Raw genomic sequence first — 26,018 nt, 5'->3', positions numbered from 1 at the left:
TCACGACCGGTATAGCCAGGATGGGCTGTTCCGGCGCTATTTGCGTGGCCAAATCAGGATCTTTTGGCCGCGAACATGTTTTCTTCTCATGGTCAGTCTCGTGCTTGGGGTATTTGTTTCGCCACTGACGGGTATTGTGACTCTGATGGTGACCTGCTCTGCCGAATTGGTTGACGGGCTCTATATGCGCTTTGCCCGCAAGCAGGCCAGTGCTGGAAAACCTATCAAACCGTTGCGCCAGATCAGTACGGTCACTGCCCTGTTGCACGGGGCTGCCCTCGCCCTAGGGGCCGCAGCCCCCTATTGGGTTGAACCCCTGTTTGGGGGCGGCGGTCAGATTGAGGTGACGCCGATCTTTACCGTTGGCCTCTTGGTAAGCGGGGTTATCAATGCTGGTTTGACCTACCCCTTCCACCGGCCCGCAGCCATCGCGCGATTGAGCGCTTATGCGATTACGCCGTTCATCATTCTGCTTTCAGGGCAGAGAGACTACGGCGATATGACTTTCCAGTTACAGCTGGCAGGTGTTTTGATCCTCTGCGGGACGCTGACCTGGCATTTTTTGTTTGTGAACCGCAGTTTTGCGCGCACCCGCAACAGCATGCTGACCCAGGCTCTGCAACAGCAAGAGTTGGAAGGGGCCTATCAGCGGCTATTGAATCAGCAGGTCGAGGCTAAGCGACTGGCGCTGGTCGCACGCCATGCCAATGATAGCGTTCTTCTCATTGATGAAAACAACAAGGTTCAATGGGTGAACGAGGCCTTCACGCGATTGACGGGGTATCGCTTTGACGAGATTCTGGGCCGAGAGCCAGGGGATTTACTGAATCATCCAGACACCAGTCCGGCGGCCCTGAAACAGATAGTCGAGGGGCGACGCAATTTGCAGCCCTTTAGAATGGAGATCCTGAACCGCCATAAGGATGGGCATGATATCTGGATAGAGACCAATCAGGTGCCTATTCTGGGCCATCAGGGTGGAGAGATGTCCTATATCGCTATCGAACGGGATATCACGGTGGCCAAGCACAATGCTCAGCAGTTGGAGCACGCGCGCCGGAAAGCCGAAGAAGGTGCGCGCGCCAAAACAGATTTCCTGGCCACTATGAGCCATGAAATTCGCACCCCGATGAATGGGGTTATTGGTATGACGCAGTTGCTGGAAGAGACCGATCTGAATACAGATCAGAAACTCTACACGAATACGATCCTCAGCTCTGCCAGAACCTTGCTGGCGCTGATCAACGATATTCTGGATCTGTCCAAACTTGATGCTGGGCAAATTTCATTGAACCCCTGCGATTTTGATTTGCACAGATGTATTGACGAAACCATTCAATTGCTCCGGACACAGGGTGAGGCCAAGGGGCTGATCCTGGAGGTCGAACGCGATGTTGATCTCCCCCGTAACCTGCACGGCGATGATCACCGGTTGCGTCAAATCCTGAACAACTTGGTGGGCAATGCGATCAAGTTCACTGAAGAAGGTCGGGTCAAAGTCACAGTGGAAGCAGAGCCCATAGCGGGGGGTGGTGTAATGCTTAACTGTGCGATCAGCGACACCGGTATCGGCATTCCAAAGGATATGCTCACCGGCATTTTTGAGCGGTTCTCCCAGGCGGATGCCGCTATCAGCCGTCGCTTTGGTGGCACCGGACTCGGGCTGGCCATCTCTCGACGCCTGGCCGAGACCATGGGCGGGCGGATCACTGTACAGTCGGAAATAGGCTTGGGATCTTGTTTTACCCTTAGCCTGCCTTTTACCTTGACCAAAGCCTCCGAAGTCAGCGCCGCTCCGCAGCCCGAGGAAGACGCGGCGCGAGACGGGTTGTCGGGGCTGCGGGTTCTGGTGGCTGAGGACAACCGGGTCAACCGGCTGTTGATCCAGAAATTCCTGAAAGATACCTCGCTGGAGTTGGAATTTGCCCATGATGGCGCAGAGGCGGTGGACAAGGCCAAGCTGTTCAGCCCGGATATCATCCTGATGGATGTTAGCATGCCGGTGATGGATGGCTTGGAGGCAACGCGGATCATTCGCTCCTGGGGGCAGCCGCAGCCGGCGATCATCGCCTTGACCGCAAATGCCTTTGACAGCGACCGCGAGGCCTGCCTCTCCGCTGGCATGAATGAATTTGTGACGAAACCAATCACCAGAAGCCAGCTTTTGGACGTTCTGACCAGCTTTGCTGATCCACAACGGGTACAACTCACAGGGTAAACACGCCCAAAGATGGGGGGGCGCCGGGCTGGCTATTGGCTTTCAGATCAACCTACCCCGGCTGACTGTAAAGCCGCTGTCTTGCTCTGGCCTGCCGCCTGTCCTATCAAGTTGTGACCCAACTAGCATGAGGCCGCCGGTGGATATCGCAACCCGCGTTTACAATCACAAATGGAAGATTGACCCAATCATCCGGTCGTTGATTGATACGGACTTTTACAAGCTGCTGATGTGTCAGTCAGTGTTCCGCAACAAACCAGAGACCGAGGTCACCTTCTCGCTGATCAACCGGTCTACCACAGTGCCGCTGGCAAATCTGATCGACGAAGGGGAGCTGCGCGAACAGCTGGATCATATCCGCTCTTTGTCGCTGTCGCGTGGTGAAAGCACCTGGCTGCGGGGTAATACTTTTTATGGCAAGCGCCAGATGTTCCGCCCGGATTTTATGGAGTGGTTCGAGAACCTGCGCTTGCCTGCCTATCATCTGGAACGTATCGGTGATCAGTATGAGCTGACCTTTGAAGGCAAGTGGCACGAGGTAATGCTCTGGGAGATTTCCGCCCTGGCGGTGCTGATGGAGCTGCGCTCGCGCGCGGTCTTGAACGACATGGGGCGGTTTGAATTACAGGTACTCTATGCCCGTGCCATGACACGGGTCTGGGAAAAAATTGAACAGCTGCGTGATATTGATGGTCTCAGCATCGCCGATTTTGGCACCCGCCGACGCCATGGTTTCCTCTGGCAGGATTGGTGCGTACAGGCGATGCGCGAAGGGCTGGGAAGCAAATTCACCGGGACCTCCAACTGCCTGATTGCCATGCGCCGCGAGGTGGAAGCGATCGGCACCAATGCCCATGAGCTGCCGATGGTCTATTCGGCCCTGGCGGCGGATGACACGGCGCTGGCGCAGGCGCCCTATGAGGTGCTGTCGGATTGGCATGATGAACACGAGGGCAACCTGCGAATCATTCTGCCCGACACCTATGGTACTCAGGGTTTTCTCGATCACGCGCCGGATTGGCTGGCGGGCTGGACCGGGATTCGTATCGACAGTGGCGACCCAGCCGCGGGGGCCGAGGTTGCGATCAAATGGTGGCAGGAGCGCGGCGAAGATCCGCAGAACAAGCGGGTGATTTTCTCGGACGGGTTGGACGTTGCTAAAATCGCCGAACTGCAGGGGCAATTTGCGGCGCGTACCAAAGTCTCCTTTGGTTGGGGAACCCTGCTGACGAATGATTTTCGTGGGCTGGTGCCAGACGATAGGTTGGCCCCCTTCTCGCTGGTCTGCAAGGCGATCTCGGCCAATGGAAAACCAACGGTGAAGCTGTCGGATAACCCTGAAAAAGCGATGGGGCCGAGGTCAGAAATAACCCGTTACAAACGCGTCTTTGGGGTTGGTGATCAGGAACCCATCGAGGTCGTCGTCTAGACGTTCAGTCTGGGCGGGGTGTTCACCGCGTTTGCACGCGGTGATGCCTCCGGCGGGAATATTTGAAGAAGGTGAATGGGGGGTCTTGTCCTGCCCTTCAGGACACATTTGAGAACGGCCCTGTTTGGGGGCAGCTTTTCATTTGGCTGTAAATATCCCGGGGGAGGCCTCTGCGAGGCCGGGGGCAGCGCCCCCTCTCTATGATCTCAGCCGTGATGCGCGGCCACAGTCTTGAGTTGCGAAAACCCATAAAGAGCCTCAAACCCCTTTTCGCGACCATGGCCGGATTTCCCAACTCCTCCAAAGGGCAGTTCCACACCGCCACCGGCACCGTAGTTGTTCAGAAATACTTGCCCTGCGCGGAGGCTCTTGGCCAGCCGCATCTGCCGGGCTCCATCGCGGGTCCAGACGCTGGCGACCAGACCAAAGGCGGTGGCATTGGCAATTTTTAAGGCCTCTTCTTCGGTGTCAAAGGGGATCAAGACCTGAACCGGGCCAAAAATTTCCTCCTGCGCCAGTGCATGATTTGCGGGCACATCTGAAAATAGCCTGGGCTGTACATAGGCGCCTGTTGCTGGGGCGCCTTCGACAATATGACCCTGGGCCACGATTTGCAGATCTGCCCCTTTTTCCAGGAAACCTTCGACAATTTCTTTCTGTCGGTTTGAAATCAGGGGTCCCAGTCGGTGGTCCTGGATTGCGGGGCCAACGGTCAGGGCTTCATAGGCTTCTGCCATGCGTGATTTCACGGTTTCATAGACCCCGCGTTGCACCAGAATACGAGAAGAGGCAGAGCAGGTCTGACCGGCGTTCTGAATGCCGGCATTGACCAGAAAGGGCAGAGCTGCGTCCAGATCGGCATCGTCAAAGACCAGCTGAGGTGACTTACCTCCCAGCTCCAATGTTACTGGCACCACGTTCTTTCCAGCGGCCTGCTGCACCAGCGCACCCGTGGCCACCGATCCAGTGAAGGAGATGTGATGCACGCCGCTGTGTGCGGTCAGCGCCGCGCCGGCCTCGGCACCTATCCCCGGCACCACATTGAGCGCCCCGGCAGGCAGCCCGGCTTCCTGGGCGATATGGGCAAAAGCCAGCGCTGTCAGGCAGGCTTCCTCGGCGGGTTTGAGCACGCAGGCATTGCCCATGGTCAGCGCAGCCCCAACCGAGCGGCCAATGATCTGCATCGGATAGTTCCAGGGCACGATATGGCCGGTGACGCCATGGGGTTCACGCAGGGTATAGACCGTGTAGCCATCCAGATAGGGTATGGTCTCACCATGTACCTTATCAGCGGCGCCGCCGTAGAATTCGCAGTACCGCGCCAGCGCAATAGCATCGGCACGCGCCTGGGTCAGGGGCTTGCCAACATCGCGAACCTCCAGTGCGGCCAGCTCCTCTATCCGTTCCAGTACCAGCTGACCAATGCGGGTCAGAATGCGGCCACGCTCCAGTGCGGTCATCCGGCCCCAATCTCCAGCCAGTGCAGTCTCGGCGGCCTTTACAGCGGCGTCGATATCGGCGGCCCCGCCCCGAGCGATCTGGCACAGCTCTGCACCATCTGAGGGATCTACCAACGTCAAGGTTTCGGCAGAGGAGGCGGGCTGCCAGGCACCGCCGATCAGGCAGAGAGTGGGGTCGAACCAAATTGGATTTGCGTCAGAAATTTGTGAGTTAGGCATTATCGGGTCCTGCAATATCGAATGTGTAGCTTTTGGTCTGATGTTCGGTAAACGGCGCGCCGGTTTGCAAGGCGCTGAGGCCGGGCACCAGGCTGAGACAGGTGCCCCAGAAGGCAGCGGCCTGCGGCGATTGTTTGGAAATGCCCATGCGCCAGCGCCCGGGGAATTCCTGCAGGATCAGGCTGGCGGCCTCTTGTCCCAATCCCTGACGGCGATACTGCGGTAGGATCAGAAACTCCGAGAGCTCGCGCCGGTCATCCGGCAGGTTCAGCACCAGGGCAAAGCCGATGCGGGCCGCGTCTTGATGAATCCAAAAGGCGGTCACATCCCTGCGGTTCAGCATCTGCTTAGCGCGTTTGACCGGATCAATCTGTGCCGCTGGCGCAACCTCGTGGAAATAGGGCGCCAGCACCGAGGCAAAGATGGTCTGCTGGCGTGGCAGGATTAGAGAGAGCGCGACCATCAGGCCGCCCCTTGATTGAGGTCGGGCAGCTGCGGTGCCGCTGCGATCAAGGCGCGGGTATAGGGATGTTTGGGGCTGGCAAAGATCTCTTCGGTTGGGGCGGCCTCGACGATCTCGCCTTTCTGCATCACCAGGCATCGGTCGGTGATGGTGCGCACCACGCTTAGATCGTGACTGATGAACAGATAGCTGAGCCCATAGGCCGTGCAGAGTTCTGCCAGCAGGTCCAGGATCTGCGCCCGCACCGAGACATCCAGCGCCGAGACCGCTTCATCAAACAGGATCAGTTCTGGCCGGGTGATTAGGGCGCGGGCGATAGCGATCCGTTGGCGCTGCCCTCCCGAGAACTGATGCACGTATTTCTGGGCGTCTTCGGGCTGCAACCCAACGGCGCGCAGGGTTTCCGCAATAAGATCGCTGCGCGCAGAACCCTTGGGCGGATCGGAGAGGGTGTAAAAGGGTTCGGTGATCAATCGCTCGACCCGGTGGCGCGGGTTGAAGCTGCCAAAGGGGTCCTGAAACACCACCTGCATGCGGCGGCGGATTTTAGGGTTTTGTGCAGTGGTGATCTGCATCCCGTCCAGGTGGATTTCACCGTTTTGAAGCGGTTCTAGACCCAAAATAGCTCGTGTTAGGGTCGATTTCCCACATCCGGACTCGCCCACCAAGCCCAGTCGTTCCCCCCGGTAGAGTGTAAAAGAGACATCTTTTACCGCGCGAAAATGCCCAGGCTTGGCAAAGAGGCTGTCTCGCGGCAGGGCATAGTCCCGCACAGCACCTTTGACCTTGAGCAGGGGCTGTGGAGGGGGGGGCTCCGGCAGGGTTACCTGATGGTTGGAGGCAGCAAACAACATCTTGGTGTAGGGATGCTGCATAGCGCGTAAAAGCCCCTGCGTAGAGCCTGATTCCACCACTTCCCCATGGCGCATGACCACGATGCGGTCGGCAAGATCGGCGACGACTGCCAGGTCATGGGTGATGATCATCAACCCCATGTCAAACTCACGCACCAGATCGCGCAGCAGCTCCAGGATCTGCGCCTGGGTGGTGACATCCAGCGCTGTGGTGGGCTCATCCGCAATCAGCAGTTTTGGGCGCAGGGCAATGGCCATGGCGATCACCACCCGCTGGCGTTGCCCGCCCGAGAGCTCATGCGGGAAGCGGCCAAGGGGGAAGCGATCAGCAGGCAGGCCGACACGATCCAGCAGCTCACGCGCGCGGGCGCGGGCTTGATCAACAGGCATGGCCTTGTGGATCAGAATGGTCTCCATCACCTGATCACCGATGGTTTTGACCGGGTTCAGGGCTGTCATTGGTTCCTGAAACACCATGCCGATGCTTTGGCCGCGCAAGCCGCACATCTGGGTTTCGCTCTGCTCCAGCAGGTTGGTTCCAGACAGGGTGATTTCGCCCGAGGCTTCGGCAGTGTCCGGCAGCAGCCCCATGACGGAAAAGGCCGTCATTGATTTGCCAGAGCCGCTCTCGCCGGTGATGGCGACAATCTCACCGGCCTCAACCGATAAAGAGACCTCTTTGAGGATCTCCATCGGGCCGATCCGGAGCGAGAGATTGGTGATATCAAGCAGGGTCATCAGCGCGCCAGCCTCAGTTTGGGGTCGAGCCAATCGCGCAGCCCGTCGCCCATCAGGTTGAGCCCCAGTACGGTGATCACAATGGCAGAGCCGGGGATTAGGGCAAGGTGCGGGGCAAAGCTGACCATGGTCTGGGCATCGGCCAGCATCCTCCCCCAGCTGGGGGTGGGGGGCTGGGCGCCCAGGCCAACATAGGACAGGCCTGCCTCGGCCAGGATACCCAGCGAGAACTGGATGGTGCCCTGCACGATCAGCAGGTTGGCGATATTGGGCAGGATGTGCTCGGCGGAAATACGCGCCGCGCCCTTGCCAGCGACCCGTGCGGCCAGGATGAACTCGCGCTCCCAGAGCGACAGGGCGGCGCCACGGGTAATGCGTGCAAAAACGGGAATGTTGAAGATGCCGATGGCGGCAATGGCGTTTATGGCGCCCGCACCAAAGATGGCGGTGATCAGGATGGCAATCACCAGGGATGGAAAGGCAAATACCAGATCATTGGCCCGCATGATGATCTCGTCCAGCCAGCTGCCCTTATTGGCGGCCGCCGCCAGCCCCAGCGGCACGCCCAGCCCCATACCAATGCCTACAGCCACCAAAGCCACCGCAATCGAGGTGCGTGCGCCGACCATTATCATCGAGAAGATATCACGGCCAAAGTGATCGGTGCCCAGCCAATGATTGCCATTGGGCTGTTGCAGCTTGGCGGGGATATCCATCGCGGTGTGATCAAAGGGCGTCCAGATGAAGGAGACAAGCGCCGCCAGAACCACCAATGAGGACAGCGCTGAACCGAGGATGAGATTGCGGGTCATGGATGTGCCTTTGCTGATTGGACGCTAGGACTGCGCCTGACCCTGGGTGGGTGCAAAGCGCCCTCCCGTGGGGAGGGGCGGGCGCAGTCCGGCTTGGCCGGACCAATGGCGTATCGATTAACCAGTCTCATGTGCGGCTCCTCAGCCGGGGATCGACCAGCGCATAGGCCAGATCGACCAGAAAGTTCACCGTGATCACCGCAAAGACCAGGATCATCACCACTGATTCCACCACAATCAGATCGCGCGAGGAAATGGCCTGAAACACCAGCCGCCCCAAGCCGGGCAGGAAAAAAACCTGCTCGATGATGATGGCTCCGGCCAGCAGGAACGAAAACTGCAGTCCAATTATGGTCAGCACCGGGATCATCGCATTGCGCAGCCCATGGCGCCACAGTGCTTGCCGACGGGTCAGACCCTTGGCGCGGGCGGTGCGCATGAAGTCTTCGCCTAAGATATCCAGCAGGGCGGAGCGCATGACCCGGGCCAGAATGGCCGCCTGCGGCAGGGCCAGGGCAATGGCGGGCAGGGTCAGTGAATGCAGGGCAGCGCCAACCCCCTTGTCCCAGCCGGCAAAGCCACCAGCGCCAAACCAGCGCAGGTTGATGGCAAAGATCAGCACCAGGATCATGGCAAACCAGAAATTGGGCACCGCAACACCCAGCTGGGTTGCCCCCATCACCGCCATATCGCCGGCCTTTCCGCGCCGCGCGGCGGCATAGATGCCAGCCGGAAAGGCGATCAGCGTCGACAGCGTCAGCGCATAAAGCGCCAGAGGCAGCGAGACCCACATACGGTCGGCAATCATGCCGACAACGGGGGTGCGATAGGTATAGGACATGCCAAAATCCCCCCGCAGCATCCCGCCCACCCAGGCGAGGTAGCGCTGCAGCTTGCCCTGATCCAACCCCAGCTCAGTACGCAGGGCAGCAACGGTATCGGGTTCGGCATTGATCCCAAGCATGAAGGAAGCGGGATCGCCTGGTGCGATTTCGATCACAAAGAAGATGACAAGTGAGGCAACGGCGAGGCTGACCAGCAGCGACAATCCGCGTTTCAGGGCATAGCGCAGCATTTGTTTTAGGCGCTGTTGTCTGTGCTGCGCAGATAGTCTGCGTCAGTGACATGTTCCAGCCAGTTGGCGGCAGAGCCATCCTGTTCTTCCTGCAGGGCCAGATGTACCATGGCGGTTTCGGGCGCGGCGCCGTGCCAATGTTCCATCCCGGGCGGGATCCAGATGGTATCGCCGGGGCGCATTTCGCGGGGGGCTTCATCGCGTAGCCCAACCAGGCCCAGCCCGCTGAGGATATTCAGTGTCTGCCCCAGTGGGTGGGTATGCCAGGCGGTGCGGGCACCGGGGGCAAAGCTGACACGCAGAGCATTGATACGCGCAGGCGCAGGGGCGCTGATGATCGGATCCATCCAGACCTCGCCGGTGAACCACTGGTCCGGGGCTTTGCGGCTGGGGCGGCTGCCCGCTGGATAGAGATCAATCATCGCATCTGTCCTGAAAAGAGGTCAATCTGCCGGGCGCATAGCTTTGCGCCCGGCGATTTCTTTGATGGCTTACTCAGCCCAGCTGACGGCGGTCAGGTCGGTGGCTTGGGTCGGCGCATTGGCCCAGAGACCCTGCAGATCGGCCTTGGCGACGCCGAGCGAGGCCAGCTGGAACAGGTAGCCGTTCACATAATCCTTCGCGATGGTTTCCTGAGCCTGCTGCATCATCGCCATACGCATATCGGGATCTGTGGTGCCGTTTAGCTTGGTCATCAGTTCCTGGAAACCGGCGTTGTCATACTGGAAGTAATAGTCGGGACGGGCATAGATGCCGATGTCCATGGGCTCGGTATGGCTGACGATGGTCAGGCCAAAGTCTTTGCCGCGGAACACGGTTTCCAGCCACTGGGCCCATTCCACATTGATGATCTCGGCCTTGATGCCAACCTGGGCCAGCTGGGCGGCGATGATCTCGCCACCGCGCCGCGCATAAGAGGGGGGCGGCAGGTGCAGGGTGGTTTCAAAACCATCCGCGAGGCCGGCCTCGGCCAGCAGGGCCTTGGCACGCTCAGGATCATAGGCAGATCCACCTGTCAGGTCCTTGTAGGCCGGGTTATGCGGTGCAAAATGGGTGCCAATCGGGGTGCCATAGCCAAACATGGCGCCATCAATGATGGCCTGACGGTCAATGGCATGGGCCAGGGCCTCACGTACGCGCACATCATCAAAGGGGGCCTGTTTGTTGTTGGTCGACAAGATGGTTTCCCCCTCGGTCGAGCCCACCAGCACCTGAAAGCGCGGATCGGCATCAAACTGCGGCAGGTTTTCCGGCGCCGGGAAGCCGGAGAAGGCATCCACATCCTCGGCCATCACTGCAGCAAAGGCAGCCGTTGGGTCTGAGATGAATTTAAACGTGGCGCTGTTCAGCACTGCGGGTGTGCCCCAGTAATCGGGATTCTTCTCCAGGGTGATGCGGTCGCCCTGTACCCAGCCTGAGAACTTAAAGGCTCCGGTGCCCACGGGGGTGGTCTTGATGTCATCGATGCTTTCGGGCGCCACAATGACTGCATCGCCCCAGGCGAGGTTGAACAGCATATTGCCGTTTGGCTTGCTCAGGGTGAGTTTGACAGTAGCAGGGTCAATGACCTCGACGCTGGCGATATCCGCATAAAGTGCCTTTTGCGCATTGGTGCTGTCCTCGGCACGGGCGCGGTCCAGCGAGAATTTCACGTCATCGGCATCCATGCTGGTGCCATCGTGGAAGGTAACACCTGCGTTCAGATGGAAGGTATAAGACAGCCCGTCTTCGGAGATATCCCAGCTTTTGGCCAGGCCCGGTACCACGGATCCATCGCCCATAAACCGAGTCAGACCTTCAAAAACATTGGAGTAAAGAACCTGGTCAATCGCGCCGGCGGCGGCGCTGGTGGGATCAAGATGGGGCGGCTCCAGCTGCAACCCGATGGTGACGGTATCCTTGGCAAAGGCGGTACCGGCCATCAAAGCCAGCGTTGAACTGGCGGCAAAGATGATTGATCTGAATGTCATTTCTCAATTCCCTTGTTGCTGTGGATCCCCTGTTGCCGGGGCTTTGAAGCCAAGGTTTCCCGTTTTCCGCGGGGTAATCAAGGGCTGCGAGACATTTCGCCCTCTGGAAGCACGCGGCGTCAGTTGATAGACGTGCGCAACCCGAACCAAACCAGGGAAAACCATGAGCGCGAACTCAAAGACCCCCGCCATCACTGCCAGCGATATCCTTGCGCAGAAGGGCAAAACGCCGATTGTCAGCCTGACCGCTTATACAACGCCGATGGCGCAGATGATGGATGAGCATTGTGATTTTGTTTTGGTCGGTGACAGCGTTGGCATGGTGCTGCACGGGCTGCCCTCGACCCTGGGCGTCACCATGGAGATGATGATTCTGCATGGTGCGGCAGTGGCGCGGGGGCTGAGCCGGGCCATGTTGGTCATCGACATGCCCTTTGGTTCTTATGAGGAAAGCCCGCAGCAGGCCTTTGGCAATGCCGCCCGGCTGATGCGGGAAACCAATGCGGCAGCGGTCAAGCTGGAGGGCGGCGTCGAGATGGCGCCCACCATCCAGTTTCTGGTTGAGCGCGGCATTCCGGTGATGGCCCATGTGGGACTGACGCCGCAGTCGATCAATACCCTTGGCGGCTACAAGGTGCAGGGCCGTGATGATGCCGGTGCCTCGGTACTGGCCGGAGCGCAGGCTGTATCTGAGGCTGGCGCCTTTGCTGTGGTGCTGGAAAAAGTGCCACAAAACCTCGCGGATGAGATCACCGCAGCAGTTCCAATCCCCACCATTGGTATTGGCGCCTCGGCGGGCTGTGACGGGCAGGTGCTGGTGGTGGATGACATGCTGGGGCTGTTCACCGCCTTCAAAGCCAAATTTGTCAAACGCTATGGCAATCTGGGCGTTGATGCCGAGGCCGCAATTGCTGCCTATGCCGCCGAGGTCCGCGCGCGCGCGTTTCCCGCCGCCGAACATGTCTTTGCCGACCAGATAACACCTGCAAAAGGGTAACAGCCGCCATGACTGCTCCGATTATTCGCCAACTCGCCGAGCTGCGGGCCAAGCATAGTGACTGGATCCGTGCCGGGGAGCGCGTCGCCGTGGTGCCAACCATGGGGGCGCTTCATGCCGGTCATCTGTCCCTGGTTGAGGCCGCCAAGGCCACCTGTGACCGGGTGATTGTGACGATCTTTGTCAACCCTAAGCAATTCAACAATCCGGAAGATCTGGCCAATTACCCGCGCACCGAACATGACGATGCCATCAAGCTGGCGCCCTATGATGTCGATGTGATCTATGTGCCGGACCCGGATCAGATCTACCCGGGTGGATTTGCCACCAATGTCTCGGTGGCAGGGGTGGCAGATCAGATGGAGGGCGCCTGTCGTCCGGGCCATTTTGACGGGGTTGCCACGGTGGTGGCCAAGCTGTTTCTGCAAACCGGGGCGCATCAGGCATTTTTTGGCGAGAAAGACTATCAGCAGCTTCTGGTGGTGCGGCGCATGGCGCGGGATCTGGATATCCCGATAGAGGTGGTGGGGTGCCCAACCGTGCGCGAAGCCTCCGGTCTGGCGATGTCTTCACGCAATATGCGGCTCTCGGCTGACGGCTTGGTGAAGGCCGGGGCTCTGCATCCGATCTTGACGCGACTGGCCGCAGAGGTCTCCGCAGGTGGTCATTTTGCGGATCTGAAAAAGCAGGCCGAAGCTGAGATCCTGGCCGCAGGCTTTAACGAGCTGGAGTATCTTTCGCTCTGTTCAGCAGAGGACCTGAGCACAATGGAAACGGCCGAAGCCCCGGTGCGATTGTTTGTTGCGGCCTGGATCGAAGATGTGCGGTTGATCGACAATATCGCGGTGTGATCCGGTTTTTGAACTAATGCTTTAGTCAGGACTGGCAGCGGTAACATCTTGCAGCTAAACTCCCGCCCTGAGGAGATCCATCACAGGGGCGGGACATGAAATATATTCTGGCAATTGACCAGGGCACCACGTCAACACGGGCGGTGCTGTTTGACGCTGAGATGCAGGTCATCGGCTCAGCGCAACAGGAGTTTCCCCAGTATTTCCCCAAGGCGGGCTGGGTTGAGCATGACCTGGAAGAGATCTGGGACTCTGTTGTTGCGACCTGTCGGCAGGTCTTGGCGGAGCAGGGCATCACGGCTGCGGATCTGGCGGGCATTGGCATCACCAATCAGCGTGAAACCACGGCGGTCTGGGACCGGGCCAGTGGCAGGCCGATCCACAAGGCCATTGTCTGGCAGGATCGTCGCACCATTGAGATCTGCGAGGCTCTGCGCGCTGAGGGTCATGAAGACATGATCCGCCACAAAACCGGCCTACTACTGGATCCCTATTTTTCGGGCACCAAGGTGCGCTGGATTCTGGATCAGACAGCCGGGGCGCGGGACCAAGCTGCAAATGGCGGGCTGCTCTTTGGCACTATTGATAGCTTCCTAATCTGGCGCCTGACCGGTGGCGCTTCGCATGTGACCGATGCCACCAATGCCTCACGCACCATGCTCTATGATATTCGGGCAGGTGCCTGGAGTGCAGAGCTCTGCCAGGCATTGAAGGTGCCGATGCAGATGCTGCCGCAGGTCAAGGACTGCGCGGCGGAGTTTGGCACAACTGTGCCAGACATCCTGGGCGGTTCGGTGCCAATTCTGGGGGTGGCCGGCGACCAGCAGGCCGCCACCATTGGTCAGGCCTGTTTTGCGCCGGGGATGATGAAATCCACCTATGGCACCGGCTGCTTTGCCCTGCTGAACACTGGCGAGACGCCGGTTGTGTCGAGCAACCGTTTGCTCACCACCGTGGCCTATCAGCTAGGGGGTAAGCCCACCTATGCGCTGGAGGGGTCGATCTTTATCGCCGGGGCTGCGGTGCAGTGGCTGCGAGATGGGTTGGGTCTCATTGAGGATGCGGCACAGTCCGGGGAGTTGGCTCAAGCAGCGGATCCTGAACAGGATGTGTTGTTGGTGCCGGCCTTTACCGGTCTGGGTGCGCCCTATTGGCAGCCGGAATGCCGAGGCGCCGTTTTTGGCCTGACGCGCGGTTCTGGCCCCGCTGAAATGGCGCGCGCGGCCTTGCAAAGCGTGGCCTATCAGACGCGGGATCTGTGGGAGGCAATGCGGGCAGATTGGCCAGCGGAAACCCATGTGACCCTGCGGGTCGATGGCGGTATGAGCGCCAGTGACTGGACGATGCAAAGCCTGTCTGATCTTCTTGGTGCCGCTGTGGACCGCCCAAAGATGCAGGAAACAACGGTCTTGGGTGCGGGCTGGCTGGCGGGTATGCAGGCGGGCATCTACCCGGATCAGGCCGGATTTGCCGCGACCTGGGCGCTGGATCGTAAGTTCACGCCAGATATGGGTTCGGAACAGCGGGACGCCGCCTATGCCCGCTGGCAACGCGCCGTGCAGGCTGTCATTGGCATTTAAGACAGGCGTTTGCTGCGCGGGAGTGATTCTACAGGTCTCGTGTCTCCAAGGTGCAATGGGGGGGGGCTCCCGCGCCCGCGGGTCATTGGCGGACGCCGAATGCCCTTGGCGGCCTTGGGCCCGGCGCCGCGCTGGCGCGCGGCGCGGTTGCGGCATGATCAGAGGTTGCGGCAGAGCGGACGCCGTGCGTCAGCACGGCGCTGGGCCCAACGGGAAGAGGGCCCAAAGGGCCTGATGACGGGCGGGAGCCCCCCCTTAGCTGATCACTCTTGCATCGGCTTTGATTGTCGCCGGGCGGGCATTCAGCGCCTCAATTGAAAACCCTGCGATGGATTTGTAACGCTCCGCATGGGCCGCAAGATCGGCCCTGGGAATGACATCTTCAATGCTGATAAAATCTCCCCCACAGAGATCTTCAACCTGCTGCAGCACGGCATCCGGCCCTTTGCCCGCGCGGTTGGTCTGGCCAATTCCGGTGGCAATCGGGCGCACCTCTGCCTCATAGGCCGCAAGCGCTGCCGGGGTGACACCATGGGACAGGAGCTTTGCGCCAATAACCCGCGCATCAATAATGGCCTGGCTGGCCCCGTTTGAGCCCACCGGATAAGTCGGATGGGCCGCATCCCCCATCAGGGTCACAGCCCCAAAGCCCCATTGCGGCAGCGGGTCGCGATCAACCATGGGGTATTCATAGACCACCTCTGCACCACGGATGAGGCCGGGGACATCGATCCAGTCAAACTGCCAGTCTTCGAACTCGGCGATGAAGTCGTTGATATCGGCGGCGCGGTTCCAGTCTTCTTTCTTCCAGGGCGCGGAAGGGTCAAAGCTCTTCTCAGCAATCCAGTTGAGGGTTGCCAACCCGTCAGCATCTGGGCGCGAGATCGGATAGGCCACCAGGCGCAGACTGTCATGACCGATCATTGCCATGGCGGCCTCGCCCTTCCACGGTGTGCCTTGGGTGGTTGCCCGCCAGAGAATCCGACCATTCCAGATCGGCGCGCCCTCACCCGGGTACATCTGCGCGCGCAGGGCTGAGTGAATACCATCTGCCGCCACAACAAGTGTGCCGCTCTTGCGGGAACCATCTGCCAGCAACAGGTCTGCGCCGCCAGCTGTCTGTTCAAACCCCAGGGCGCGCGCACCAGTGGTGATACAGTCGCCACCTGCCCGGGAAACCAGCGCCTGATACAGCATCATTTGCAGTTCGCCGCGATGCACTGAGTATTGCGGCCAGGCATAGCCGGCCTCCATGCCGCGCGGCTCTTCCCAGATGGTCTTACCAAGTTTGGAGTAGAACCCCAGCTGCCGGGTGCGAATGCCGATCTCTTCCAGTTCCGCCTCCAGCCCCAGGTCAAACAGCTCGCGCACGGCATTGGGTTGCAGGTTGATACCGACCCCTAATGGGCGCAGCTCAGCGGCGGATTCGTAGATGTGAAAGGGCACGCCAATCTGGTGAAGCGTCAGGCCAAGGCTCAGCCCGGCGATACCACCCCCTGCAATAAGAACGGACATAGTAAGTATACCTCCTAATATGTGGTGGCACAAAACCACAGAGCCTGCCCAGAAGGCAAGCGAAAACAGATCCCTTGCCAATCTGGCAACAGGAGGCAAGAGGTGCGACTGGGTTCAGGTTTTGGAGGCGATGATCAGGTCGGGACCAAAGATGATGTCGGCGTATTTGTGCAGATAGATCTTCAGCCAGGGGGTGAAACGCTCTGGGTGGCGGTGCACCTCTGCCAGCAGGTCATGGTAATCCATCCAGCGGGTTTCCATCACCTCATCCGGGTTTGCTACGGGGGTGAGCGGACGATGAGCATGGGCAAGAAACACGTCGACGACCTCGTGTTCTACCATGCCATGGCCCACATCCGCCCGATATTCCAGCTGGTGACGGAACTCAGGATAGAGCCCCTTCAACCCCAACTCTTCTTCCATGCGACGCACCGCGCAGGCAGAGGAGGCCTCCTCCCACATGGGATGGGTGCAGCAGGTATTGGCCCAAAGACCGGGCGTATGATACTTCCCCAGGGCGCGGCGCTGCATCAGGATTTTGACGCCCTTGACCACAAACACCGAGACAGCCTTGTGCTTCAACCCCTGTTCATGTGCCAGGAGCTTCTCTACCGGTGTCAGTTCGCCGTTCACCCAGGCCGGGATCATATGGGGCATTCTGAATCCATGATCGTTTTGCCACTCTTGCGCAGCCCGCAATGGCTAACGCGGGTTGCCCGGCAAAGCAACTACGCGAAAGGCCGCGCCCCTGAGGTCACGGCCTTTGATGCTCAAGTTTCAGGCAATCCAGGCTATGCGACCCCTAAAAACGGGGCCGAGAGGCGGGAAGACAAGGGCAGGATCACTCGGAAGCAGGTTGTTCGGTGGTCTCGGTTGCCGCGGCATCTTCTGCGGGTTCTTCAGCCGGCTCTTCGGCGACAGGGCTAAACTGGGCCAGGAAGGCATAGATGTCTTCGGCGCCCTTTTTCAGCTTGAAAGACATCTTCGACTTGGCCTTGCTGTCGCCCAGATGCTCACGCAGGAAGCCACGAGGGTCCTGAGCATAGGCGGTAAAGCTCTCAAGATCCCAGACCAGGCCACCCTCGCCGGCAGCAATCAGATCCTTGCCGTATCTGAAGCCCTCATAGCTGCCCGCTGTGCGGCCAACAACACCCCAGAGGTTGGGGCCGGTCTTGCCGCCTTTGATGATTTTCTCACCGGTGTCAGAGACCACGGCGTGGCAGGATTTGCATTTGTTAAAGGCCTTTTCGCCTTTTGCGGCATCACCTTCGGCAAAGGCGGGGGCTGCCAGAAGGCTAAGAAGGGCTGCAGTCAGGACGGGTTTCATATGCTTGCTCCGGTTTTGAGTTGGCTGGTTGGAATACGGCGCTTGTTGGCAGGGAGTGTCAACGAGTGAATCCGCCGCATGGGTGTTTCTGGCGCAGCTCGCGCCGGTGTTTCAGGTTTGGCACGCGCTCCAACAGGGCAGGAGATCGTGGTCTTCTGGTGTGGCGCTATAGATGGCCCGTGCGATGGCACGGCTGAGACAGAGCGCGGCGGCATGGCCGATTTGGCCCAGTTCCATCTCGGGATTGGCGAGGCGGCGGGCGTTGGTGCTGGCGGCAAAAACCAGATCGCCATCCCCCGGCGCATGGGCCGGAACGGTGGCGCGGCCAATGCCGTCATGGGCGGCTGTGGCTATGCGCTGGCATTCGGCCTTGGTCAGGGCGGCATTGGTGGCGACAATGGCAATGGTGGTATTGCCGCGTTCGGCGGGCAGCTCTTCACCTGCCGCAAGGGCGCGCATGGATTGCATTTTGCGACTGTCGAGGCTGCGCCCCAGTCCGACTGCGCTGTCAGGTCCAGCACCGCCAAATTCGCCATCGACCTCAAAAGGCGCGGCCCAGAAATGGCGATCCCCGGGCGTGGTGACGCTGCCCATTGGATTGGCGGCCACCAGGGCGCCAACGGTGACGCCGCTCTCCAGCACAAAGGAGGCAGAGCCCAGCCCGCCTTTCAGCATCGCGGTGAGGGCCCCGGTGCCAGCGCCATGGCTGCCGAGGGAGAAGTCATCAGAAGCATCTTCAAACGCGGCCCGTCCCAGCGCCCTATAGGGGTTATCGAGCCAGTCCTTGTTGCCGCCGTTCAGCAGGTCAAACAGGATCGCACCGGGCACCAGAGGAATGATTGCAGGCCCCAGGACAAATCCGCGCCCCTGGGCGCGCAGCCCATCAACAACGCCGGAACAGGCATCCAGCCCAAAGGCGGATCCACCCGACAGCACCAGCGCATCAATCTTGGCCACGGATTTATCCGGTGCCAGCAAATCCGTCTCCCGCGTCCCCGGCGCGCCGCCCATGACATGCACCGATGCGGTCAGCGGCTCTGCCGCCAGCAAGACAGTGCTGCCGGATTTCAACGCGGCATCACGTGCATTGCCGACCAGGAGGCCGGGCACATCAGTGATGAGATTTTTAGGCCCTGGTTTCATCGGGCCGGTTTCATCAGGGTTGGGATCATCTGATGACCTCCTGTTCCAAAACGTACGGCGGGGCAAATTGCCCCTCCCTTTTAGGCGTGATTCCGGCTGGGTCTTTGATCCGGCGCAAACAGGCTGCGCCGAACCGCCAAGTTCCCGCAAAACCGCGTGTTAGATCCGGTTTTTTGCGGCCGCAGTGGTGGGATCGCCCGAGTTCGGCTCTCCCTTGGGCTCGATCAGCAGCACCTTGCATTCCTGCGCGGCACGCGGACGGTGGGTGACCCCCTTAGGCACCACAAACAGCTCGCCGGCTGAGACCGGATGCGAGGCCTCGCCCTCGATATCCATCAACATCTCGCCTTCAAGTACCAGGAAGAAGTCATCTGTGTCTTCATGCAGGTGAAACGGGAATTCACCCTGAAATTTGACCACCATGATCTCGTTATCATTATAGTCGGCCACCACCTTGGGGTCCCAATGGCTGTCAAAGAACGCCAGTTTTTCGGCCAGATTGATCGTTTTCATATGCAGCGCCCTCCGTCGACTTCCATAGCCACACCTGTGACCATGCTGGCCTCGTCAGAACACAGATAGCAGGCGGCATTGCCCATGTCCTGAGGGGTGGAGAACCGCCCGATTGGAATGGTGGACAGGAACTTGGCGCGGATCTCCGGCGTGTCTTCGCCCATGAAGGACTGCAGCAGCGGGGTCTCGCCGGCCACCGGGTTGATGGCATTCACCCGGATACCTCTGGGGGCCAGTTCCACTGCCATGGTTTTGGTGGCGGTGATCATCCAGCCCTTGGAGGCATTGTACCAGTTCAGATTGGCGCGCGGTGACACGCCTGCGGTGGAGGCCACGTTGAGGATGGCTCCGCTGGAATTTGCCTTCATATGCGGTACCAGGGCACGGGCGGTCAGATAGACGGATTTCATATTCACATTGAACACCCGGTCAAAATCCTCCTCACTCACCTCGTCCAGCGGGGTGGGCAGATGGGTAACACCAGCGTTGTTGATCAGAATATCAACGCGGCCAAAGGCGCCAATTGCCGCCTCTGCCATGGCATTCACCGAGGCGGCATTGCTGACATCGACCTGCTGGGCCATGGCCATGTCGCCGCGTTCAGCGGCCAATGCCGAGGCGCCATCAATATTGATATCGGCGATCATCACCCGGGCGCCCTCGGTCAGAAATTTATCAACGATGCCAAGACCAAAGCCCGAGGCTCCACCCGTTACAATGGCGCATTTTCCTGCCAGCCGCATAGTCTTCTCCCTCAAATCCATTTGCACTGAACATGGCTAAGCCAGGGCTTGGGTGCAATCATAAGGATCACTCGGGGGTGATTTTCCCTCGCGTCGATTTGATAGCGCTGCGCTGCTTTTTGCCTTCCAGCCGCCGTTTGACGGAACCGCGAGTTGGTTTGGTCGCTATACGACGCTTTGGTGCCACCAGGGCCTTGCGAATGAGCTCGACCAGCCGTTCGCGCACCAGTTCGCGGTTGCGCAGCTGCGAGCGGGTCTCGTCGCATTGCATCAGGATCGCGCCCTCTTTGGTCCAGCGCCGACCGGCCAGCCGTTTGAGACGGGATTTCACCGCCGGGGTGAGCGCTGGGGAGCGCGCGGCCTCGAACCGTAACTCGACGGCGGTGGCCACCTTGTTGACGTTCTGCCCGCCTGGGCCCGAGGCGCGCATGAAGCTCTCGGAGAGTTCCCAGTCCTGGAGGGCGATATCGTTGGTGATATGGAGCATGAGCCGGATGTAGCGCGGCTGGCGCAAATGGAAAAGGCCGCAGCCCCATGGACCACGGCCTTTTGCCAAGTGTGTTGTATTGCTGTGGAGGCTTATGCGGGTTTGGCCGTCAGGTGGCTGACAATCATACGGAAGGGCAGCAGCGCCAGCAGGGCCAGCGAGAGCTTCACCATCCAGTCGGCTACCGCCAGCGAGATCCAGAGCGGCGCCATGGGGCCAGCACCCAGAAGTGGCAGCATTTCTGCCGCCCAGGAGATGTCATTGGCGGGTTCGATCCAGGTCAGCGCGCCGGAAAAGGCCACGGTAAAGAAGATCGCCGTGTCCACCGAGGAACCCACCAGAGTGGAGGCCAGCGGCGCACGCCACCATTTGCCGGACCGCAGGGCGGCAAAGATCGATACGTCGAGCAGCTGCGCGGTGAGGAAGGCGAGGCCAGAGCCAAGCGCGATGCGCAGGGTGACCAGCGGGCCAAACTCGCCCATAATTTGCGTGCCGATGAGCGAGCAGATCACGCCCACGACAAAGCCGACAAAGACCACGCGGCGGGCTGGTCCGGCGCCATAGACACGGTTCATCACATCGGTGATGAGAAAGGCGATTGGATAGGTAAAGGCGCCCCAGGTCAGCCATTGGCCAAACAGGAATTGCACCAGGATATTGGAGGCCACCACAACGGCAGCCATGGCAAGAATGCCAGGTAGATGAGAACGATTCATTTTTCAGTTCCGTTTTTTATACAAGGTCGCGGCGACTTGTTCCGCATCTTGTGCGGAAGACGCGCTCACCTAGCTGTGTTGGAGGCCGTTGGCAAGTGTTTTGACGCACCGCAGGGCCTGCGGGTGCAGCGGAAGGGGGGCTCCCGCCCAGATCGCCACATACAAAGAATGTGCCTCTCCCGTTGGGCTCGGCACCGCTCTGTGGTTTCGCCAACCAGTGGCTTCACAGGGGGAGACAATTTTGAGGAGATTGAGAGTTGAAGCCCTCAGTCGCAGAGGTATGTTGGGGCATGTTTCGATTTAGCATGTTGTTTTGGTGCGCGGTTGTCGCGTCATTTGCCTGGGGCGGCGGTACCTATGTCTCGCTCAAGGTTTCCGAATTTTATCACCCAATGACCGCTCGTGGGGATCTGTTTGGTCCGTTGCGCTATGGTGCCATTGTCCTGCCTGTTTTGGCCACGGTTGGGATGTTGGGCCTTTGGTTCCGGCGACGTCCCCTCTCCCCGCGTCACTACCAAGGGGGTTGATCGTTCTAACTATCGCAGCCTGCCTTCCATTCTTGCCAAAGATGGATAGCGGATTCCATCAGCACTATTGGCTCGGCGAAAACAGGCATGAAATTCCGTGGCAGTATAGCCCCTACAATGGGAGCCCTGAGCCGGGGGGGCAAGTATTTCCTTGTTAAGGTATCCGTGTCGGATTTGGTCCCACGCTATGAAACACGGGAGAAAACAGTGATCATCGGTAAGGCGGTGGATTTCAACCATGGCAAAGGTGGCCCTGCGCGGGTGGAGCCATGTCGCAGGCAATTTTCGTCTATGAGTTGCGAGTGGCAAAGGGGTGATAGTGTCTATTCGGCCTCTGGGAATGCAGAGCTATTTCCAAGCGCCATGCTCGTATTTATGCTTTCGGTCGCCGAACTGTTGGATGGGTTCGAAGTGTCTGCCCTCTAGGACAGCAGAGTCTGTATCTTCATCTCAGTGTCGAGGACTAGAGATACCTTCCCTCAGTCCGGCAGGGTGTATTCCACCAGTTCGGTGCGTTGCAGGGCTTTGAAATTGTCATCCGACACCATGGTGGCCCGCAGGATTCCCGTGGTGTCGCGCCAGACAGACAGGCCTTCGAGGTTGTCATGCACGCCGGTGCTGCTTTCCATTAGGGTCACTTCGTTTATCGCGCCCTGATCGGTGATGTCCCAGCGCCGCAGCCGACTGCGAAATCCGATGAAGACAAAGTTGCGCTCCAGCAGGTAAAACCGGCCATCAGGACCAAAATCGGCGCCTACAGGCAGAAAGCCGCCGCGCCGGGGCAGGGTAAAGGGCTGGCTCCAGCGTGCGCCATTCCAGCGCCAGACCGGGATCTCCCCATCGGCGTTCAGGACTTTTTCCGGTAGGGTATAGAGCCGCCCCTGCGGGTCAATGGCGAGGGCCTCGAGCGATTTGTTCAAGGGCAAGCCGCGAAAATCATTGGGGCGGGGCAGCACGCGGGCGCGGCTGGCCTCGGTTTGGTGATGCACAACCCGCGACAGACCCTCAAAGGAGATGAACAGCGAGCCATCCGGCGCCAGGGCCAGGCCTTCGCTGTCCATGATCCGGCCCAAAAGCCGCCGCCCCTTGGAGGAGCGCAGGTGTTGGGCGCTGTGCAGGGAGACCGATGCGATCTCGCCGTTCTGTCGATGGACATCAGCCCGCACCAGATGCGCGCGATCACTGAGGACAACCATCTGCGATCCATCCGCCGAGAGCTCTAGCCCGGAGAAACCCCCAAACCAATCGGGGCTGGCCCGCCAGGTGTAGCTCCCGGCGGGCTGTGCTTGCTCTGCGCTGGCACGCGGGTGGAATGTTGTTCCGGCCTGCCTGCTTGCTGCCAGGGTGGCAGCGGCCGCAATCAGACCGGTGATCAGCACCAGGCCGCCGGCCAGTTTTCTACGCGTCATCCTGGCCTAACTCAGTTTGCGTTCAATACAGCTGCGCATTGTTTGGGCAGATCCGTGAGGGTGTATTCCCGCCGGGGTTTGGGAGCCGGGGCATTGGGGTCCGCTGGCTTTGGCGGGGGCGGGTTCAAGATATCATCAACCCATTTCTGCGCCGCGTCACAGCCATCGCCGCGCGGTGGGCGATCCTGATTAACGCAGCCGCTGGCCCCCTTGGGGCAGGCGAGGCGCACATGGAAATGATAGTGATGGCCCCACCAGGGGCGGATTTTGCGCAGCCAGCGCCGGTCGCCCTTGGCGTCCTTGCACATCTGCACCTTGGCACCGGGGAAGACAAAGATCCGTGCCACACGTTTGTCAGAGGCGGCAGCCTTGATGATCTCGTGATGGGCGCGGGTCCAATCGGAATTGACAAAGGCACCATTGCTGCGCCGCATCGAGATGGAGGAGATCTTTTCGCGCTGGGCCCGGCTATAGGTCAGCTTATCGGCCGGGCGCATCCAGATATCGATATCCAGCCCCATTTGATGGCTGCGATGGCCTGACAACATAGGCCCGCCGCGCGGCTGGCTGATATCGCCAATATAAAGCCCGTTCCAGCCCGGCTGGCTGGCCGCCACCCGGCTGAGCTTTTCTATAAAGCTGATGGTTTCGGGATGACCCCAGTTGCGATTGCGGCTAAGCCGCATGGCCTGCCAGGTCGGTCCGGTTTCCGGCAGCTGGACTGCGCCGGCGACACAGCCTTTGGCATAAGAACCATAGGCGGCCGGAGCCTGTTGTGATCCACTATCCTTGGCGCCAAACAGCTGCTTGGCCGGGGTGGCAGCATCGGCGGTGGTGAGACCCGCAATGACTAAACAAAAACTCGCTAACAGCAGTCTCAACTCTGATCTCCTTCTGCCTTGACCCGGTACAACACGATCAACCCGAGGATAAACAGAAAAATCACCGGGCTAATGCCCAATCGTGCGCTACCGGTCACGGTTGTGGCAAGCCCAATCAGCCCCGGCGCCAAAAAGGCAGTGGCGCGCCCTGACAGGCCATAGAGGCCAAAGCTCTCAGTCGCCTTTGCAGGATCGGTATGGCGCACCATCAGGCTGCGGCTGGCAGCCTGCAAAATTCCGCCGAAACCGCCGATCAGCATGCCGCAGCCAAAGAAGATTGCATCCGGCAATTTGGAGCCTTCTGCAAGGGGCATACCAAAGAGCGACTCGCGTGACATGTTCACCACGGTAATGCAGACCAGCGTCAGCACCAGGATCGCGGTGACGATGACGGGTTTGGGACCATAGCGTTTGTCGGCTAAGCCGCCGACCCAACTAAAGGCTGCGGCGGCAATGGCCGAGATGATGCCAAAGATGCCGATAAGGGTGATTTCCCAGCCCAACACCAGTGCGGCATAGACCCCACCAAATCCATAAAGCCCATTCAGTGCGTCCCGGTACAACATAGACGACCCAAGGTAGCGCGCCAGGCTGCCCCGGTATCGCAGGGCCTTTACTGAGGAAACCACCAGGGAAACGGCCTGCCCCAGTGTGCCGCGCTTGCCGGTGCCAGCGTCGTCTTTGACCCAGAGGAAATAGGGCACCATAAAGGTAACGAACCACAGGGCTGTAAAGGGCCCCACTGCGCGGGTGCCTTCGCGGGTCTCGGCATTCAGCCCCAGCACAGGGTCCAGACCGATTAGGGTTTTGCCGCTGCCCTGTTCCACAAACAGCAGCAACATGATGAACAGCGCCAACACGCCTCCCAGATAGCCAAAGGCAAAGCCGGAGCCGGAGATGGCGCCAACATCGTCTTTATCGCCGAGGCTGGGCAGCTGCGAATTGGCAAAGATCAGCGCAAATTCTGCGCCGATGAAGCCAAAGCCAAAGGTCACCAGCATCCACCACAGGTTGCTGCCTGCTGGGTCCGAATACCAGATCCCCCAGGCGCCGAGCACATACATCAGCGAAAAGCCAATCAACCAGGGTCGTTTGCGTCCGGAGATATCTGCCAGGGCACCAATGAAAGGTGCGCCAAAACCGATCATCAGCCCGGTAACGGTCATGCCAATCGACCACAGGGCCTGGGCCTGGGCCTTGGCCGCTTCGGGTTCCAGACCTTCTCCCATAAAATAGCCTGCGGCAACGGCGGCAAAGAAGGGACCAAAGACAAAGGTCACCAGCAGCGTGTGATAGGGCTGGCTGGCCCAGTCAAAGAACCACCAGCCCCAAATGCGCTTGCGCGTTGAAATTTCGCTCATTCTGTCCCTGCCTGTCCGCATTATTTTCATTATCTGCGATAAGACAGGCACATAGCGCGCTAGGCAAGGGTATCTTGCATTGGTGGCCAGGGACGTTGCGCGTCCGCTGCGCGCCAGGCATCGATCCAGTCGGGCATCTCAAAAGGCTGCTGGTCTGCGCGGCCCATGGCCGCAAGCACCCGAGTAGGAGACACGATGCCATCTTTGTCAGTGAGTGCAGTGCGCAGCATCACATGGCTGGCGCAACTGCCGTTCTTTTTCCACATCGACTGTTCCAGGTAGATGAATTTGTCATCCCAGGCCACCGCGCGGCTGCGCATTTCAAACCGTTCAAAGCCGCGGATGCGCTGGCGAAACCGCACGGAAGAGCCCGCCACGGTCATGCCCCAGCGGTTCTGACGCAGGGCGCTGATCAGCCCAACGCGCTGGGCCTGCATGGTGCGGCCCAGATCATAAAGGGTCATGGCGCGGCCATTGTTCAGCTCCAGCCAGATATCCAGATCCCAGGGCCAGCAGATATGGTTGGAGACATGGGTTTCAGTCAGATCCAGCGGCGCCATGCGGCGCGCCTCCAGCAGGTCTTTGATCAGGCGAAAAATCGGAAACATATGCAGTCTTTCTTGTCGAGTTGTGCCCCTCTTGCCACCGATTAACCAATGGTCAACCGCAACCTCGCGGAAGCCTTGCACATAGGCACAGGGCTGCTTACCTGTAGGGCTGCTATTCCAAA

At 59.7% G+C, this 26,018-nt stretch carries 25 protein-coding genes; 6 read left to right on the top strand and 19 right to left on the bottom strand.

All coding sequences use genetic code 11. From position 1 onward, the window contains the following. Positions 1–88 precede the first annotated feature (88 nt). Both ED661_RS01700 and pncB read left to right on the top strand, forming a co-directional pair. Entirely contained in the window at positions 89–2,218 is a 2,130-nt protein-coding gene (locus tag ED661_RS01700) for an ATP-binding protein (RefSeq protein WP_254054733.1), read from the top strand. Positions 2,219–2,357: 139 nt separating this feature from the next. Then, entirely contained in the window at positions 2,358–3,647 is a 1,290-nt protein-coding gene (pncB, locus tag ED661_RS01695; RefSeq protein WP_122072214.1) for a nicotinate phosphoribosyltransferase, read from the top strand. Between the two features lie 206 nt (positions 3,648–3,853). Here the strand turns inward: pncB and ED661_RS01690 are convergent, their stop codons facing one another. The 7 genes from ED661_RS01690 to ED661_RS01660 form a co-directional block, all read right to left on the bottom strand. After that, positions 3,854–5,326, bottom strand: coding sequence for an aldehyde dehydrogenase family protein (locus ED661_RS01690; RefSeq protein ID WP_174214155.1), 1,473 nt, complete (start codon positions 5,324–5,326; stop codon positions 3,854–3,856). Further along, the gene (locus ED661_RS01685) at positions 5,319–5,789 is read right to left on the bottom strand and encodes a GNAT family N-acetyltransferase (protein ID WP_371412382.1); all 471 of its coding nucleotides are present in this window, start codon (positions 5,787–5,789) and stop codon (positions 5,319–5,321) included. Before ED661_RS01685 ends, ED661_RS01690 begins: the two co-directional genes overlap by 8 nt. Continuing rightward, positions 5,789–7,381: an ABC transporter ATP-binding protein gene (locus tag ED661_RS01680; protein ID WP_122072213.1), complete on the bottom strand. Its 1,593-nt coding sequence runs from the start codon at positions 7,379–7,381 to the stop codon at positions 5,789–5,791. The genes ED661_RS01685 and ED661_RS01680 overlap by 1 nt, the downstream gene beginning before the upstream one ends. Further along, on the bottom strand, positions 7,381–8,193 hold the full coding sequence (locus ED661_RS01675; protein WP_122072212.1) for an ABC transporter permease: 813 nt from the start codon (positions 8,191–8,193) through the stop codon (positions 7,381–7,383). The genes ED661_RS01680 and ED661_RS01675 overlap by 1 nt, the downstream gene beginning before the upstream one ends. Before the next feature lie 127 nt (positions 8,194–8,320). Then, positions 8,321–9,268: an ABC transporter permease gene (locus tag ED661_RS01670; protein ID WP_122072211.1), complete on the bottom strand. Its 948-nt coding sequence runs from the start codon at positions 9,266–9,268 to the stop codon at positions 8,321–8,323. Positions 9,269–9,273: 5 nt separating this feature from the next. Beyond that, a complete protein-coding gene (locus ED661_RS01665) occupies positions 9,274–9,690 on the bottom strand; it encodes a cupin domain-containing protein (RefSeq protein ID WP_122072210.1) in 417 nt (138 codons plus the stop codon). Between the two features lie 69 nt (positions 9,691–9,759). Then, a complete protein-coding gene (locus tag ED661_RS01660; protein ID WP_122072209.1) occupies positions 9,760–11,238 on the bottom strand; it encodes an ABC transporter substrate-binding protein in 1,479 nt (492 codons plus the stop codon). A gap of 163 nt (positions 11,239–11,401) precedes the next feature. Between ED661_RS01660 and panB the strand changes: the two genes are divergently transcribed. From panB to glpK, 3 genes are all read left to right on the top strand, one after another. Then, positions 11,402–12,235: a 3-methyl-2-oxobutanoate hydroxymethyltransferase gene (gene panB / locus ED661_RS01655; RefSeq protein WP_122072208.1), complete on the top strand. Its 834-nt coding sequence runs from the start codon at positions 11,402–11,404 to the stop codon at positions 12,233–12,235. Between the two features lie 8 nt (positions 12,236–12,243). Beyond that, positions 12,244–13,086, top strand: a complete 843-nt coding sequence (panC, locus tag ED661_RS01650) for a pantoate--beta-alanine ligase (RefSeq protein ID WP_122072207.1) — start codon at positions 12,244–12,246, stop codon at positions 13,084–13,086. 95 nt (positions 13,087–13,181) lie between these two features. Further along, entirely contained in the window at positions 13,182–14,666 is a 1,485-nt protein-coding gene (gene glpK, locus ED661_RS01645) for a glycerol kinase GlpK (protein ID WP_122072206.1), read from the top strand. Positions 14,667–14,921: 255 nt separating this feature from the next. Here glpK and ED661_RS01640 read toward each other — a convergent pair whose 3' ends face one another. The 8 genes from ED661_RS01640 to ED661_RS01605 all read right to left on the bottom strand — a co-directional run bounded on the left by ED661_RS01640 (position 14,922) and on the right by ED661_RS01605 (position 21,110). After that, positions 14,922–16,181, bottom strand: coding sequence for a flavin-dependent oxidoreductase (locus ED661_RS01640; RefSeq protein WP_122072205.1), 1,260 nt, complete (start codon positions 16,179–16,181; stop codon positions 14,922–14,924). Between the two features lie 114 nt (positions 16,182–16,295). Continuing rightward, on the bottom strand, positions 16,296–16,838 hold the full coding sequence (gene idi, locus ED661_RS01635) for an isopentenyl-diphosphate Delta-isomerase (protein ID WP_122072204.1): 543 nt from the start codon (positions 16,836–16,838) through the stop codon (positions 16,296–16,298). Between the two features lie 184 nt (positions 16,839–17,022). After that, positions 17,023–17,508 (bottom strand): cytochrome c family protein, encoded by a 486-nt coding sequence (locus tag ED661_RS01630; protein WP_122072203.1) that lies wholly within the window; start codon positions 17,506–17,508, stop codon positions 17,023–17,025. Between the two features lie 111 nt (positions 17,509–17,619). After that, the gene (locus ED661_RS01625; RefSeq protein WP_122072202.1) at positions 17,620–18,651 is read right to left on the bottom strand and encodes a P1 family peptidase; all 1,032 of its coding nucleotides are present in this window, start codon (positions 18,649–18,651) and stop codon (positions 17,620–17,622) included. 159 nt (positions 18,652–18,810) lie between these two features. Continuing rightward, positions 18,811–19,164 (bottom strand): cupin domain-containing protein, encoded by a 354-nt coding sequence (locus tag ED661_RS01620; protein ID WP_122072201.1) that lies wholly within the window; start codon positions 19,162–19,164, stop codon positions 18,811–18,813. After that, positions 19,161–19,907 carry an SDR family oxidoreductase gene (locus ED661_RS01615; protein ID WP_122072200.1) on the bottom strand — a complete coding sequence of 249 codons (747 nt, stop codon included), beginning with the start codon at positions 19,905–19,907 and terminating at the stop codon, positions 19,161–19,163. The genes ED661_RS01620 and ED661_RS01615 overlap by 4 nt, the downstream gene beginning before the upstream one ends. A gap of 67 nt (positions 19,908–19,974) precedes the next feature. Further along, complete coding sequence (gene arfB, locus ED661_RS01610) at positions 19,975–20,394, bottom strand: alternative ribosome rescue aminoacyl-tRNA hydrolase ArfB (RefSeq protein ID WP_122072268.1); 420 nt, start codon at positions 20,392–20,394, stop codon at positions 19,975–19,977. Positions 20,395–20,486: 92 nt separating this feature from the next. Beyond that, positions 20,487–21,110: a queuosine precursor transporter gene (locus ED661_RS01605; protein WP_122072199.1), complete on the bottom strand. Its 624-nt coding sequence runs from the start codon at positions 21,108–21,110 to the stop codon at positions 20,487–20,489. A 290-nt stretch (positions 21,111–21,400) separates the two neighbouring features. On the opposite strand from ED661_RS01605, the gene ED661_RS01600 reads away from it, so the two are divergent. Beyond that, on the top strand, positions 21,401–21,637 hold the full coding sequence (locus ED661_RS01600) for a hypothetical protein (RefSeq protein ID WP_162929996.1): 237 nt from the start codon (positions 21,401–21,403) through the stop codon (positions 21,635–21,637). Between the two features lie 479 nt (positions 21,638–22,116). On the opposite strand, the gene ED661_RS01590 is transcribed toward ED661_RS01600, so the two are convergent. From ED661_RS01590 to ED661_RS01575, 4 genes are read right to left on the bottom strand one after another with little or no spacing between them, the layout of a single operon-like run. Beyond that, positions 22,117–23,046: an esterase-like activity of phytase family protein gene (locus tag ED661_RS01590; RefSeq protein ID WP_122072196.1), complete on the bottom strand. Its 930-nt coding sequence runs from the start codon at positions 23,044–23,046 to the stop codon at positions 22,117–22,119. An 11-nt stretch (positions 23,047–23,057) separates the two neighbouring features. Beyond that, entirely contained in the window at positions 23,058–23,927 is an 870-nt protein-coding gene (gene mepA / locus ED661_RS01585) for a penicillin-insensitive murein endopeptidase (RefSeq protein WP_122072195.1), read from the bottom strand. Then, positions 23,924–25,288 (bottom strand): MFS transporter, encoded by a 1,365-nt coding sequence (locus ED661_RS01580; RefSeq protein WP_122072194.1) that lies wholly within the window; start codon positions 25,286–25,288, stop codon positions 23,924–23,926. Before ED661_RS01580 ends, mepA begins: the two co-directional genes overlap by 4 nt. Positions 25,289–25,347: 59 nt before the next feature. Next, complete coding sequence (locus ED661_RS01575) at positions 25,348–25,896, bottom strand: acyl-CoA thioesterase (protein WP_122072193.1); 549 nt, start codon at positions 25,894–25,896, stop codon at positions 25,348–25,350. Between the last annotated feature and the right edge of the window lie 122 nt (positions 25,897–26,018).

Origin of the sequence: Pseudophaeobacter sp. EL27 (genome assembly GCF_900313025.1) — a bacterium.
Classification (GTDB): domain Bacteria; phylum Pseudomonadota; class Alphaproteobacteria; order Rhodobacterales; family Rhodobacteraceae; genus Pseudophaeobacter.
The sequence above is the reverse complement of the archived record's forward strand: the minus strand, read 5'-3'. Positions and strand labels throughout refer to the sequence as shown.